Raw genomic sequence first — 14020 nt, 5'->3', positions numbered from 1 at the left:
GGTTCGGATCTCCCCTCTTTTTGAGACGGTTGTATTGCAGGCCCGATAGCGCGTAACATGGCGTCCCAAAGCAAGGACGCCCATGGACCTCCCTTCTCGTCGCAACCAGTTGAAACAGGCCACCGCTGCAGCGCACCAATCGCTTGACGATCTCATCGGCGATTTCGATAGCGAGCAGGCCTATCGCCGCTATCTCGTCGGCATGGCCCGTTTTCGCCTGCCAATCGATGCCTGGCTCGGCACCCAGGCAATGCCGGTTGAACTGGAAGACTGGCGCCCCGGGATCTATGACCGGGAAATGCGCCAGGACCTCGCCGATCTCGACCTGGACATTCCGGAACCGATGCATCCATTTGCACCGCCGCCCGGCAACGGCCTGCTCGGACTGCTCTATGTTCTGGAAGGCTCGGCGCTTGGCGCCCGCCTGCTTGCCAAACGGGCGGAAAAACTCGGCTACACCGACTGCTTCGCAGCCAGACATCTTTTTTCCCAGGCACGGAACCTTTCGAACTGGCCCGCGTTTTCATCACGTATGGAGAGAGTGTGCGTATATGACCAGCAGGCAGCTGCGGCATGGGCCAACACCGCCTTCGACTATGCCCGCCGAGCCTTCGAAAGTCCCTAGATGCAGCCCTCCGCTACCGTTGATCTGTCAAATTGTGACCGCGAACCCATCCACATTCCCGGCGCCATCCAGCCGCATGGCTGCCTGATCGCGTCCGATCCCGGCATTACGAGGGTCAAGCGCCACTCCGCCAACGTAGCGAGCATGCTCCGCACAGATCATGAAATCGGAGGAGCGCTGCTCGTCGATCTGATCGGGGAAGAGGCCGTGCACGATCTGCGCAACGCGATCGCCATGGCGCCCGATGCCAGCCGGCCCGCAGTCATTGCGCATCTGCGTCTGCCGAACGGCGATTATTTCGACATTGCGGTCCATCGGCAAAAGGCCGAGGCCATTCTCGAATTCGAACCGTCCCTGCGCCGCACACAGCCCCTGCAGCTGGCGCGCGAAATGATCGGCCGGGTGAAAGATATCGCCGATATCGAAGCCTTGATCCATGCCTCGGCGCGTCTGGTGCGCAGCGTGCTCGGCTATGACCGCGTGATGGTCTACCGCTTTGAGGATGATGGCTCGGGCAAGGTCGCCTCTGAAGCCAAGCGCCCCGATCTTGAAAGCTTCCTCGGGCAGTATTTCCCCGCAACCGACATTCCGCGCCAGGCCCGAACGCTTTACATGCAAAATCCGATCCGGGTAATCGCAGACGCAAGCGGCGCCCGCGTGCCGCTCCTCCCGACCGAGGAAGAGCAGCGCGAGCCGCTGGACCTCTCCTTCGCCCATCTGCGCAGCGTCTCCCCCATCCACTGCGAATATCTCCGCAACATGGGGGTCTCTGCCTCCATGTCGATCTCGATCATTCTGAATGACCGTCTTTGGGGATTGATCGCCTGCCATCACTATGCGCCGAAGACCCTGACCATGTCGGAGCGGATCGCCGCCGAAATGTTCGGCGAGTTCTTTTCCCTCCATCTCCTGGCACTGAAACAAAAGCGCAAGCTCGACATCGCGACCGAAGCCCGCCGCTCACTTGATCGCTTCCTGCAGGCCGCATCGAGCCGCATCGATATCGAGGAGATCCTCACCGAGGCCCTGCCCGAATTCCAGAAGCTGTTTGCCTGTGATGGTGTCGGACTGCGGATGAACGGCAACTGGAAGACCTACGGCACGACACCACCACTTGGCCAGGAGGCTGATCTGGTAAAGTTCATCGGCAGCGTGGCGTCCGGCCAGATCTGGGCCACGGACACCTTGTCGAAACTCTTCCTTCCGGCCGAGGCCTACTACAAGGATGTCTCCGGGGTCATGGCCGTGCCGTTGTCACAATTGCCGCGGGACTACCTGCTGTTCTTCCGCAAGGAACGCCTGCAGACACTGAACTGGGCAGGAAACCCGGAAAAGTCATACGAAACAGGCCCTTTGGGCGACCGGCTGACACCGCGCAAGAGTTTCGCGATCTGGAAGGAAACCGTGCAGCGGCAGGCCGAACCCTGGCGCGAGACCGATCTGGAAATTGCCGAGGCAATCAGGGCAGCGACCGTCGAAATCGTCCTCCGCCACAACGAGGTGATGGAGGAGGAGCGCAGCAAGGCTGATGTCCGCCAGCGCATGCTGAACGAGGAACTGAACCACCGCGTTAAGAATATCCTCGCCGTAATCAAGTCGCTGGTCGCGGCCCCCAGCACGGACGAGATCGGGATCAATGACTATATCGGCTCCCTCAGGGGCCGCATACACGCACTGTCGCACGCCCATGACCAGGTGACGCGCGGCGGTGGCGGCGGAACGCTGGCCGATCTGATCGAAGCAGAGCTTCTGCCCTACCGCGCCGGAGCGACACGCTTTTCGCTGAATGGCCCGGCCGTGACACTGGACGCGCGCGCCCATGCGGTCGCAGCACTGGTGATCCATGAGCTTTGCACAAATGCCGCAAAATATGGGGCGCTCTCGCGCCCCGGCGGCAGCCTGACGATCTCCTGGACCGTCGGTGACGAGGGCGAATGCCGGATACACTGGCAGGAAAATGGCGGCCCGAGGCTCGGCGACATCGGCCGCAAGGGTTTCGGAACCGCTCTTATTGAGCGTAGTATCCCCTACGACCTCGGCGGGACGAGCCACCTGGACTATCGACCCGAGGGTCTGACGGCTACATTCAGCCTGCCGGGCCGCTTCCTCAATTGGGACACGGAAGGACAACCGGTGGAACAGAGAGAAATGGACATCGAGGGTCCCACAGACATGACGCTGCGCGACGTCAACGTACCGGTCCTTCTCGTCGAGGATCAGGTCCTGATCGCCATGGATGCGGAGATGATGCTGGCAGATGCCGGCATCGACACCGTCGTCACGGCAAGTTCCAGCACCGATGCACTCAACAGGTTGAAGACGTTCCGGCCGGCAATCGCCATCCTCGACATCAATCTCGGTCGCGACACCTCTGTCCCGGTCGCCATCGAACTCGCCCGGCTCGGCATCCCCTTCCTCTTCGCCACCGGCTATGACGACCGCTCGATCGTGCCCGAGGAATTCCTCGACGTCCCGGTCGTGCGCAAGCCCTATGATGCGGCAGCACTCGTCCGGGCTCTGTCTGACCGTCTGCAAGATCGCTGAAAGGGCCCCGACCGGTGCGCCGCTAGGCGCCCGCACGTTCCGGGGGAATGAACCGAACCCCGAACTTGCGCTCGACTTGCGACGCAAAGCCGGCATAGACCCGCTCTCTGTGAACCGGCGAGGCAAATTGCCGTGCCGAGGTATTGTAGAGATATCTCAACATCTCAAGCGCCCCCTCCGGCCCGCGTGCGGTAAGCACGGCGTCGTGCTTTACGCCTAAGGTCGCCTCCTCGGCGGCTGTAGCGATCCCCATCCGCATGGCGACGATACCAACGAGGCAGTCGGCGACCACAGAAGCTTCCTCGGTGTCGAGCGCATCCTCGTTGACGGCGTTCTCGCGCATCAACTGGACGACCACGACGGCAGCATCAAACCCTGATCACCCCTTGCTATTCGGGGCAATCCCATGACAATGCCTAAATCACTATCACTCCATAGAGAGCGCCAGATTTTAGGCATGCCGGCCCGCCAACGCATCATCCCTGTTCGCCGTGACTACAATCGCTGGGTCGCGAACCAGACGCTCGAAGACTATGCGCTGCGCTTCACGGCAAAGAGCGCGCGGCAGTTTTCGTCGAGCCGGATTTCACAGACAGCCATCGGCGCGATCTCCTTCCTGGCACTGGAAGCGATCGGCGGCACGATCACGATTGCCTATGGCACCACCAACGCCTTCTTCGCCATCATCGTTGCCGCCATCCTGATGCTGCTGGTTGGCATTCCGATCAGCAAATATGCGATCCGCCACGGCGTCGACATCGATCTCCTGACCCGCGGTGCCGGCTTTGGCTATATCGGCTCAACCATCACCTCGCTGATCTATGCCAGCTTCACCTTCATGCTCTTTGCCATCGAGGCCTCGATCATGACCAAGGCGCTGGAGCTGACCTTCGGCATACAGCTCTGGTTGGGCTACATCATCTCCGCCGTCGTCGTTCTGCCGCTGGTCACCTATGGCGTGCGGATGATCTCAAAGTTCCAGCTCATCACGCAACCCGTCTGGATCATCCTCAATATCCTGCCCTTCATCTTCATCGCCTTTCTCGACTGGGAAAAGATCGACCTCTGGCGCGCCTTTGCCGGCGTCAATCACTCCAATGCAGGCCTTGGCCAGGCAGCCCCCTTCGATCTTCTGGAGTTCGGTGCGGCGTCAGCGGTGATCCTGGCTTTGATGCCGCAGATCGGCGAACAAGTCGACTTCCTCCGCTTCCTGCCGCCGGAAGGCGCACGCCGCCTGCATCACCGCATTGCGATCTTTCTTGCCGGCGCCGGCTGGGTGGTGCTTGGCGTACCAAAGCTGCTCGCCGGCTCTTTTCTCGCGGTGCTGACACTGTCAACCGGCGTACCGATCGGGGAAGCCGCAGACCCGGCTCACATGTATGTGGCGGCCTTCGGCTACATGCTACCGAACGAGACGGCAGCGCTTCTGCTGATGGCCGGTTTCGTGGTGATCTCGCAGCTGAAGATCAACGTGATGAACGCCTATGCCGGTTCGCTCGCCTGGTCGAACTTCTTCTCGCGCCTCACCCACAGCCATCCGGGCCGCGTCGTCTGGCTGGTGTTCAACGTTGCCATCGCGCTCCTGCTGATGGAACTTGGCATCTACCGCCTGCTGGAGCAGACACTCGGCATCTTCTCGATCATCGCCATGAGCTGGCTCTGCGCCATCTCCGCCGACCTCTTCATCAACAAGAAGCTCGGCCTCTCGCCGCCAGGTATCGAGTTCAAGCGCGCCCATCTCTACGACATCAATCCGGTCGGCTGCGGCACCATGGCCCTGTCGGCAACACTGTCGCTCGCCGCCCATTTCGGCGCCTTCGGGCCCCTCGCCGCCTCTCTTTCGACCTATGTCACCCTCGTCGCCTTCGTCATCTCTCCCCTGATCGCCTGGAGCACGGGCGGCAAATTCTACCTTGCCCGCAAGCCGCGCCAGAGCTGGAAGAACCTGACCGAGATCACATGTTCGATCTGTGAACATCCGTTCGAGCCCGAGGACATGGCCTGGTGTCCCGCCTATGCCGCGCCGATCTGCTCGCTATGCTGCACACTGGACAGCCGCTGCCACGACATGTGCAAGCCCAAGGCCAAAATCAACGCCCAGGCCGGCGCGGTGGCCCGCACCTTCCTTTCCGAAACGATCCTGGCAAAGCTCTCGACACGTCTCGGGCGCTACGCCTTCACGGCCATGCTGTCGATTTCCGTGATCGGCGGTATCCTCGCCTTGATTGCCCATCAGGTGAATGCGGCAACACCACAAATGGCAACGGTGGTGAACCAGACGGTAACCGTTGTCTTCTTCATCTTCGCCATCATTGCCGGCATCGTCTCCTGGTTCTATGTACTCGCCCATGACAGCCGGGTCGTGGCGGAAGAAGAATCCTCGCGCCAGAACACGCTGCTGCTGAAGGAGATCGCGGCTCACCGCAAGACCGATGCCGCCCTGCAGAATGCAAAGGAAACGGCCGAATCGGCCAACCGCGCCAAGAGCCGCTATGTCGTCGGCCTCTCCCACGAACTGCGCACGCCGCTCAATGCCGTGCTCGGCTACGCCCAGATCCTCGAACGTGACGAGACCATCCCTGCACCACGGCAGTCGGCGATCAAGGTCATCCGGCGCTCGGCCGATCACCTGTCCGGTCTGATCGACGGACTGCTCGACATTTCAAAGATCGAGGCGGGCCGCCTGCAGGTCTTTTCCAACGAGGTCAACATCCAGGATTTCCTCGACCAGCTGACCGACATGTTCGCACCGCAAGCAGCTGCCAAAGGTCTGCTCTTCGAGCATCAGCGGTCAAAGAACCTGCCGCTCTATGTGCGCACCGACGAGCGCCGTTTGCGCCAGATCCTGGTGAACCTCCTCTCCAACGCGATCAAGTTCACCGACAAGGGCACGATCCGTTTTGACGTTGCCTATCGCAGCCAGGTGGCAACCTTCACCGTGGCAGACACCGGCCGTGGAATTGCGGACAAGGACATCAACCGGATCTTCGAACCCTTCCAGCGCGGGGAGGCCGAGAGTGTGCGCCCCCTGCCCGGCCTCGGCCTCGGCCTGACGATCACCAAACTCTTGACCAATACGCTGGGTGGCGAAATCGCCGTCACCAGCGAGCACGACAAGGGATCGAGTTTCAAGGTCCGGCTGATGCTGTCGGCGATCGACCGGCCGAACACAGCCCCCGCGCCGGAGCGGAAGATCGTTTCTTATACCGGCCCGCAACGCACCATCGTCGTGGTCGATGACAATGAGGACCACCGCGAACTGATGCGGGAGGTTCTGGCACCGCTTGACTTCGTCGTTCTGACGGCAGCCGGCGGACCGGAATGCCTCACCTTGATCGATGGCGTGCGTCCAGATCTCTTCCTCGTCGACATTTCCATGCCCGGCATGAATGGCTGGCAACTGGTGGAGAAACTCCGCGATGCCGGCCAGAAGGCGCCGATTCTCATGCTCTCCGCCAATGTCGGCGACGCCCCTGCCCCCGGCGGCGAGGGCCATGACGATGCGATCACCAAGCCGGTCGACATCACGCGTCTGCGCGACAAGCTTGCCCGCTTCCTCGGCCTCGACTGGATCTATGCTGACGACCAACGACCAGTTCAGCGGATAAATCAGCGGGAAAAACCGATCTCTCCGGGGCCTGCCCATATCGAGGAGTTGCTCAGCCTCTGCGACATCGGCTATGTCCGCGGCATCGAGGCCAAGCTCGCCGAACTCGGCGAGACCGGCAGCAACCCAGCCTTTTTAGAGACGGCCCGCACATATCTGCAGGCCTTCGATCTCGCCGGACTGCGCGGTTTCCTGACCTCGTTCGAAACTGGCAAGGAGACGATCAATGGCTGAAGCAGCCCGCCGCGACATCGTTCTCCTGATCGATGACAGCCCCGACACACTCGGCTTCCTCACGGAAGCGCTGGAGGCGGCAGGCTATTCCGTGCTGATCGCCACCTCCGGCCATGCTGCCCTTTCGATCGTCAACCGCATCAGCCCCGACCTTGTTCTGCTTGACGCCATGATGCCCGGAATGGATGGTTTTGAGACATGCCGCGCGCTGAAAGCCGATCCGGCGGCGGCGCAGGTGCCGGTGATTTTCATGACCGGCCTGACCGAGACCGAACACGTGGTGAAGGCGCTCGAATCCGGCGGCGTTGACTACCTGACCAAGCCGATCAACATCGACGAATTGCGCGCCCGCATCCGGGTCCACCTGTCAAATGCCCGCTCCGCCCAGAGCGCACGCGTGGCACTCGACGCGGCAGGCCGCCATCTGCTGGCCATCCGAGGCAACGGGCAGGTCCACTGGACGACACCCCAGGCGAACCGACTGATTGAAACCGCCACCACGACAGCCGATGGGATTGGCGAAGTGGCAAAAGCCGCTGCTGCCTGGCTTGCTAAAAGACGCTCGACGCCATCGTCTGCGCTCTCATCTGAAAACGGCTTCACCTTCCAGGCTGATAGCCTGCCGCTCGCGCTCTCCCTCCTCGGCACGATTGGCGCCGACGAATATCTCTTCCGCCTGACCTCGGCCAATCGCCAGAGCGAAGACGAATTGCTGCGCGAACATTTCGGCCTCACACAGCGCGAGAGCGAAGTGCTGCTCTGGATCGCGAAAGGCAAGGCAAATCGCGATATCGGCGAAATCCTCGGACTGTCGTCCCGCACGGTGAACAAGCATCTAGAACAGATCTACGCCAAACTCGGCGTCGAAAACCGTGCCTCCGCCGCCGTGAAGGCTGCGCATGCACTCCGGGAGCCGTAAGCCCGTCGCCCGTCGCCCGTCGCCCGTCGCCCGTCGCCCGTCGCCCGTCGCCCGTCGCCCGTCGCCCGTCGCCCGTCGCCCGTCGCCCGTCGCCCGTCGCCCGTCGCCCGTCGCCCGTCGAAAATGCGCCAGCCCATGCGAGCCTGCAAGGTGGAATTTGCAGGCCCGCCATCACGCGCGCCGACGAAACTCTATGCCGGCTGCCAATAGGTGAAATCCAAAATCCCTCATCCCCGAAACGCAGAAAGCCCGGCGCGAGGCCGGGCTTTCCATCAAACCGCGATGCGGATCGATTACTTGTTCTGGAAGTACGAGTACTTGCCGTCGTCGCCCTTCTTCCAGGTGTACATGACGTAGTCCGGACGGGTGATGTCGCCCTTGGCGTCGAAGCCGAGTTCGCCGATAACGGTCGTGTACGGACCCTTTTCCTTGAGCGCGGTCGCAACAGCTTCCGAGTCATTGGTTGCAGCAGCCTTCGCAGCTTCTGCGATAACCTGCAGGGCAGCGTAGGAGTACAGCGTGTAGGCTTCCGGTTCGAAGCCAGCGTCGCGGAACTTCTTCACAGCGTCAGCAGCGTTCGGGTTCTGGCGCGGATCCGGCGGGAAGGTCATCAGCGTGCCGTTAACTGCGTCGCCAGCGATCGAAGCCAGTTCGTTCGAGGTGATACCGTCGCCCGACATCATGGTTGCGGTCAGGCCCTGCGACGCCATCTGGCGCAGGATGAGGCCGGCTTCGGTGTGCAGACCGCCGAAGTAGACGACGGAAACGCCGGCTTCCTTCATCTTGGCGATCAGCGCCGAGTAGTCCTTTTCACCGGGGGTGATGCCTTCGTAGATCACTTCGGTAACGCCGAGACCATTCATGGCCTTCTTCGTTTCGTCAGCGAGACCCTGGCCGTAAGGCGTCTTGTCGTGAACGACAGCAACCTTGGCATCCTTGAAGTTGTCGGCAATGTACTTGCCGGCGACTTCGCCCTGCTGGTCGTCACGGCCGCAGGTGCGGAAGGTGTTCCACAGGCCGCGCTCGGTGAAGTTCGGGTTGGTCGAAGCAGGCGTGATCTGCAGGATGCCGTTTTCGGCATAAACTTCAGAAGCCGGGATCGAGACGCCAGAGTTGAAGTGACCGACGACGAACTTGACGCCATCAGCAACGAACTTGTTGGCAACCGAAACACCCTGCTTGGCGTCGGAAACGTCATCGCCGAGAACGATCTTGATCTGTTCGCCGTTGATGCCGCCAGCTGCGTTGATGTCGGCGGCTGCCTGCTCGGCACCCTTCTGGAGCTGCGCGCCGAAAGCGGCGTTCGGACCGGTCAGCGGGCCGGCAACGCCGACCAGGATTTCGGCATAGGCATTGCCGCTGAAGGCAACCAGGGCCGTCAGCGCAACCGCCGAAAGAAGAGACTTCTTCATAGTGTAACTCCCAAGTTTTTATTGCGGGTCCGTTTTTTAAACCCTGCGCAATCCCCGCTCAGACTGCGCCGGAAAGCTGTTCCACTTTTTGTTTCAGGCCGAGGCCTTGCTTAGTTGAGGCCGGAGCCCTGAAAGTCTCAAGCTGGAGCCTTCTGTCGCCAATCTGTGACAGAAAACAACAGCTTGTCAATCTTTGTTCTTCCACGAGAAATACGAGGTTCTCTCATAGAGCCAGTAGTAGTTGTCGACCATCTGGGTCGTTCTGCGGGACTGGAAACCGGCAATTGCCCAGGCCAGCAGCAGCACCACGTCGATGACGTAGTAGAAGGGGCTGATGAAGGGGCCGGCGAACAGCGAGTAATGCAGAAACCGCATCGCCACTGCCAACCCGAGGATGTAGAGAAACACGGTACCGTAGCTCTGCCAGTTCTCGGCAACAGCCTTGCCGCTGCGCCAGGCCGTCCAGAAACCCAGGATCAGCACGAGGAAGCGCAGAACGACGCGCACGGTCGTATCAGATTCGAAAAACAGTCCTTGCATGTCAGTACTCCCCCGCGCTCAATGATGGCCGCCTTCGAGATAGGCCGCCCGGACGGACGGATCGGCGAGCAGTTCCTTGCCCGTGCCGCTCATGGTGACGCGGCCATTGACCATGACATAGGCGCGGTCAGACAGTTTCAATGCGGCAAAGGCATTCTGCTCGACGAGGAAAACGGTCAGACCTTCTTCCTTGTTGAGGCGCTTGATCTGCTCGAAAATGCCCTTGACGATCAGCGGTGCGAGACCCAGTGACGGCTCGTCCAGCAAGAGGAGCTTCGGCCGCGACATCAGCGCACGGCCGATCGACAGCATCTGCTGCTCACCACCGGACAGCGTGCCGCCGCGCTGGGTCTGACGCTCCTTCAGGCGCGGGAACATGTCGAACACCTTCTCCACGTCTTCCTTGAAGTATTTCAGGTTGTCGAGCCCGGCCCCCATCTGCAGGTTTTCAAGCACGGTCATGCGCGGGAAGATCCGGCGCCCTTCCGGCGACTGCGCGATGCGCTTGCGCGCGATCAGGTGCGTCGGCACGCTGGTGATGTCTTCGCCGTCGAAGATCACCTTGCCGGAGCGCGCCTGCGGGCTGCCGCAGATCGTCATCATCAGCGTCGACTTGCCGGCGCCATTGGCACCGATCAGCGACACGATCTCACCTTTGTGGACTTCGACGTCGACGCCCGAGAGCGCACGGATATTGCCGTAATAGGTTTCGACGGCTTCGACTTTCAGAAGCGGTTCAGAGGACATCAGGCTTCTCCCCCGGCAACTGCTTCGACTTCCTGGATAGCTTCATCCAATTCTTCATCCTCGACGCCCAGATAGGCCGCGATGACCTTCGGGTCGTTCTTCACGTGATCCGGCGTACCATCGGAAATCTTCTGGCCATATTCCAGAACGACGACATGGTCGGAAATCTCCATGACCACAGACATGTCATGCTCGATCAGAAGCAGCGACGCGCCTTCGTCGCGGATGCCGCGCAGAAGCGCGTTGAGCACCAGCGATTCCTTGGGGTTGAGACCGGCAGCCGGTTCATCCAGGCAAAGCAGTTCCGGCCCGGTGCACATGGCACGGCAGATTTCCAGGCGCCGCTGGGCACCATAGGAAAGGTCGCCGGCCGGATCGTCGGCGCGATCGATCAGATCGGCCTTTTCGAGCCAGTAACGTGCCTTTTCGATCGCCTCGGCAGCGGCCTTCTTGTAGGCCGGCATGCCGAGCAGGCCGAGCACGGTATAACCCGAGGCCCGCATCAGCGCATTGTGCTGGGCAACCAGCAGGTTTTCGAGAACCGTCAGGCCGGAGAACAGCCGAATATTCTGGAAAGTACGCGCGACCTTCGCCTTCTTGGTGATCTCGAAATCCGGAAGGCGCTCCAGCAGATGCTGCTGGCCCGACCTCTGGTTCATCGTGATCATGCCCATCGTCGGCTTGTAGAAACCGGTGATGCAGTTGAAGACCGTGGTCTTGCCCGCACCGTTCGGCCCGATCAGCGCGGTGATTTCGCCGCGCTTGGCTTCGAAGGAGAAGTCGTTGATGGCCATGAGGCCACCAAAACGCATCGACAGATGCTCGACCTTCAGGATCGTGTCTTGGTTCATTGTCGTGTTCCCGGAGATCATCAGCCGTGACCTTCCTTGGTAAAGCTGCCCGAGACGGCCTTGCGCTCCTTGAGGAAGGCCGTCGGCTCTCTGCTGCCCACGAAACCGCGCGGCTTAAACAGCATGACCACAACCATGGCCAGGCCGAAGAGCAGCATGCGGTAGAGTTCCGGCGTGAAATCGTCACCGAAGATGTGCTTCAGGAACTCCATCTCGCGGAGCGCTTCCGTGCCGCCGATCATCACGATCGCCGCAATCGCAATACCGGTCAGGGATCCCATGCCGCCGAGAACGACGATGGCGAGGATGACAGCCGACTCGAGGAAGACGAAGCTTTCCGGCGAGACGAAGCCCTGACGAGCGGCGAAGAAGGAGCCCGCGAAGCCGCCGAACATCGCACCGATCGAAAACGCAGTCAGCTTGGTCGTGACGGTATTGATGCCGAGCGAACGGCAGGCGATTTCATCCTCACGCAAGGCTTCCCAGGCACGGCCGATCGGCATGCTGCGCAAGCGGATTGTGACATAGGCCGTCAGGCAGCAGAGCGCCAGGATGACGTAGAACAGGTAGATCTTGTAGTATGCCGAGGACATCGGCAGACCAAAGGTCTTGGCAAAACCGTCAGCCGAGGCATTGAACTCGATGCCGAAGAAAGTGGCCTTCGGAATGCTCGAGATGCCGAACGTGCCCTTGGTGACGTCCTGCCAGTTGATCAGCACCAGTCGGATGATTTCACCGAAGGCGAGCGTCACGATGGCAAGATAGTCGCCTCTCAGGCGCAGGACCGGGAAGCCGAGGATGATGCCCCAGAAGGCAGCCAGAATGCCGGCAAGCGGTAGCAGCAGCCAGAAGGACAGGCCGAAATTCTGGGCGAGCAGCGCGTAGGAATAGGCGCCGACCGCATAGAAGGCGACATAACCGAGATCGAGCAGACCAGCGAGGCCAACGACGATGTTCAGACCCCAGGCGAGCATGACGTAGATCAGGATCTGAATGCCGAAGTTGTCGACATATTTCAGCGACCCCTGCACACCCGTCAGCGCGAGGATGACCGGCGGATAGAGGATGAGCGCAAGCAGTGCGATCTTCAGAAAATGCGTCTTGAAGAAGCTCGGCTTGGCATCGATGTCGTGAACCGGCATCGAGGCGGAGTTCTTCTCCTTACGGGCCTGGAACCAGGGCGCAACGAAGGCAACCATGGCAAAGCGGCCGACAGCGGCGATGGCGACAAAGGATGCCAGAAGGCCCCAGCGCGTATACCAGATCAGTTCGTTCGACATGTTCTGATCGGTCTTGATGCCGATGTAGAGCGCGAACAGGCCGAGAGAGAGGATGCCGGCGAACAGGCCTTCCTTGAGGGCGCGCGTGAGCGTGCCGGACGAAGCGGCACCGGTGACGTTTGCAGATGTGGTCATGGGATCAAACCTTCTCGACTTCCGGACGTCCGAGGATGCCGGTGGGCTTGAAGATCAGCACGAAAGCCAGGATGCCGAAAGTGGCGACGTCCTTGTAAGCGATGCTGAAATAAGCCGACCAGAGCGACTCGATGAGGCCGATCAGCAGGCCACCGAGAACGGCACCCGGCAGCGAGCCGATGCCACCCAGAACCGCAGCCGTGAAGGCCTTCACGCCGGGAATGAAGCCGTCGTTGAACGAGGCAACGCCGTAATACATCAGGTACATGGTGCCGGCCACCGATGCGAGGGCAGCACCCATGACGAAGGTGACCGAGATCGTGCGGTCGACATCGACGCCGAGCAACGCGGCCATCTTGCGATCCTGCTCGGTCGCGCGCTGCGCCCGTCCAAGCGGAGTCTTATTGACGATGTACCAGAAAGCGGCGAGCAGGACTGCAGTGATGACGACGATGATCACCTGCTTGAGCGCAATCGTGACATTGCCGATATGCAAGACATCACTGACCAGCGGCGGGATCGGCTTGTTGCGCGGCCCTTGAGAGATCTGGATGAAGTTCGACAAAACGATCGACATGCCGATCGCAGTGATCAGCGGCGCAAGGCGGAACGAGCCGCGCAGCGGACGATAGGCAACGCGTTCGATCGTCCAGTTCCACAAACCTGTCATCAGCATCGCGATGACCAACATGATCAGAAGCGCGAGTGCCACCGGGATACCGGCAAAGAAAGAGGTCAGGATGAGGAAGACGATCAGAGCAGCAAAGCCGCCAAGCATGAATATATCGCCATGGGCGAAGTTGATCATGCCGATGATACCGTAAACCATCGTATAGCCGATAGCCACGAGGCCATAGATGGATCCAAGAGTCAGCCCGTTGATGAGCTGCTGGATAAAGTACTCCATATATTATCCCCCGGACGCTCCTGTATGTCGCGTCTCATTTTTTGTTGTCCCTTGCGGGCGTAGGCGTTGGGGGATTCCATATCGTTTTGTCCGAAAATGTGAAGCCAAAAAGGCATTAGCGAGACAAAATGTTACTGTTAACCAACAGTTTGACGCAAATCCGGTCAACCATGGCGAGAACGAGGCAGAAAAAGCTTATGAAATCAGCAGGCCACCAGG

At 60.6% G+C, this 14020-nt stretch carries 11 protein-coding genes; 4 read left to right on the top strand and 7 right to left on the bottom strand.

The window, feature by feature from the left end; translation table 11 throughout:
* The first annotated feature begins 82 nt into the window (after window positions 1–82).
* Window positions 83–625 (top strand): biliverdin-producing heme oxygenase, encoded by a 543-nt coding sequence (locus ACSV9I_RS11985; RefSeq protein WP_438329046.1) that lies wholly within the window; start codon window positions 83–85, stop codon window positions 623–625.
* Window positions 626–3169 (top strand): HWE histidine kinase domain-containing protein, encoded by a 2544-nt coding sequence (locus ACSV9I_RS11980; protein ID WP_438329045.1) that lies wholly within the window; start codon window positions 626–628, stop codon window positions 3167–3169. It abuts the gene before it with no gap.
* 22 nt (window positions 3170–3191) lie between these two features.
* On the opposite strand, the gene ACSV9I_RS11975 is transcribed toward ACSV9I_RS11980, so the two are convergent.
* Window positions 3192–3512: a hypothetical protein gene (locus ACSV9I_RS11975; RefSeq protein ID WP_438329044.1), complete on the bottom strand. Its 321-nt coding sequence runs from the start codon at window positions 3510–3512 to the stop codon at window positions 3192–3194.
* Window positions 3513–3626: 114 nt separating this feature from the next.
* Here ACSV9I_RS11975 and ACSV9I_RS11970 point away from each other — a divergent pair, with 114 nt between their 5' ends.
* Window positions 3627–7010, top strand: coding sequence for a hybrid sensor histidine kinase/response regulator (locus ACSV9I_RS11970; RefSeq protein WP_438329043.1), 3384 nt, complete (start codon window positions 3627–3629; stop codon window positions 7008–7010).
* Window positions 7003–7929, top strand: a complete 927-nt coding sequence (locus ACSV9I_RS11965; protein WP_438329042.1) for a response regulator — start codon at window positions 7003–7005, stop codon at window positions 7927–7929. Before ACSV9I_RS11970 ends, ACSV9I_RS11965 begins: the two co-directional genes overlap by 8 nt.
* Before the next feature lie 293 nt (window positions 7930–8222).
* On the opposite strand, the gene ACSV9I_RS11960 is transcribed toward ACSV9I_RS11965, so the two are convergent.
* The 6 genes from ACSV9I_RS11960 to ACSV9I_RS11935 form a co-directional block, all read right to left on the bottom strand.
* Window positions 8223–9341: a branched-chain amino acid ABC transporter substrate-binding protein gene (locus ACSV9I_RS11960; RefSeq protein ID WP_438329041.1), complete on the bottom strand. Its 1119-nt coding sequence runs from the start codon at window positions 9339–9341 to the stop codon at window positions 8223–8225.
* Between the two features lie 186 nt (window positions 9342–9527).
* Complete coding sequence (locus tag ACSV9I_RS11955; protein ID WP_438329040.1) at window positions 9528–9881, bottom strand: DUF6867 family protein; 354 nt, start codon at window positions 9879–9881, stop codon at window positions 9528–9530.
* Window positions 9882–9899: 18 nt separating this feature from the next.
* Window positions 9900–10628: an ABC transporter ATP-binding protein gene (locus ACSV9I_RS11950; RefSeq protein ID WP_054157246.1), complete on the bottom strand. Its 729-nt coding sequence runs from the start codon at window positions 10626–10628 to the stop codon at window positions 9900–9902.
* Window positions 10628–11500, bottom strand: a complete 873-nt coding sequence (locus tag ACSV9I_RS11945; protein WP_438329039.1) for an ABC transporter ATP-binding protein — start codon at window positions 11498–11500, stop codon at window positions 10628–10630. The genes ACSV9I_RS11950 and ACSV9I_RS11945 overlap by 1 nt, the downstream gene beginning before the upstream one ends.
* A complete protein-coding gene (gene livM / locus ACSV9I_RS11940) occupies window positions 11500–12894 on the bottom strand; it encodes a high-affinity branched-chain amino acid ABC transporter permease LivM (protein WP_438329038.1) in 1395 nt (464 codons plus the stop codon). Before livM ends, ACSV9I_RS11945 begins: the two co-directional genes overlap by 1 nt.
* Window positions 12895–12898: 4 nt before the next feature.
* Window positions 12899–13801: a branched-chain amino acid ABC transporter permease gene (locus ACSV9I_RS11935; RefSeq protein ID WP_054157243.1), complete on the bottom strand. Its 903-nt coding sequence runs from the start codon at window positions 13799–13801 to the stop codon at window positions 12899–12901.
* Between the last annotated feature and the right edge of the window lie 219 nt (window positions 13802–14020).

Source organism: Rhizobium sp. G187 (assembly GCF_051549525.1).
Lineage (GTDB): Bacteria > Pseudomonadota > Alphaproteobacteria > Rhizobiales > Rhizobiaceae > Allorhizobium.
Note: the sequence above shows the minus strand (reverse complement) of the source record. Positions and strands in the feature narration are given on the sequence as shown.

Coding starts and splice junctions, on each gene's coding strand:
- ACSV9I_RS11985 (WP_438329046.1), top strand. CDS start 83: ATGGACCTCCCTTCTCGTCGCAACCAGTTGAAACAGGCCACCGCTGCA.
- ACSV9I_RS11980 (WP_438329045.1), top strand. CDS start 626: ATGCAGCCCTCCGCTACCGTTGATCTGTCAAATTGTGACCGCGAACCC.
- ACSV9I_RS11975 (WP_438329044.1), bottom strand. CDS start 3,512: ATGCGCGAGAACGCCGTCAACGAGGATGCGCTCGACACCGAGGAAGCT.
- ACSV9I_RS11970 (WP_438329043.1), top strand. CDS start 3,627: ATGCCGGCCCGCCAACGCATCATCCCTGTTCGCCGTGACTACAATCGC.
- ACSV9I_RS11965 (WP_438329042.1), top strand. CDS start 7,003: ATGGCTGAAGCAGCCCGCCGCGACATCGTTCTCCTGATCGATGACAGC.
- ACSV9I_RS11960 (WP_438329041.1), bottom strand. CDS start 9,341: ATGAAGAAGTCTCTTCTTTCGGCGGTTGCGCTGACGGCCCTGGTTGCC.
- ACSV9I_RS11955 (WP_438329040.1), bottom strand. CDS start 9,881: ATGCAAGGACTGTTTTTCGAATCTGATACGACCGTGCGCGTCGTTCTG.
- ACSV9I_RS11950 (WP_054157246.1), bottom strand. CDS start 10,628: ATGTCCTCTGAACCGCTTCTGAAAGTCGAAGCCGTCGAAACCTATTAC.
- ACSV9I_RS11945 (WP_438329039.1), bottom strand. CDS start 11,500: ATGATCTCCGGGAACACGACAATGAACCAAGACACGATCCTGAAGGTC.
- livM (WP_438329038.1), bottom strand. CDS start 12,894: ATGACCACATCTGCAAACGTCACCGGTGCCGCTTCGTCCGGCACGCTC.
- ACSV9I_RS11935 (WP_054157243.1), bottom strand. CDS start 13,801: ATGGAGTACTTTATCCAGCAGCTCATCAACGGGCTGACTCTTGGATCC.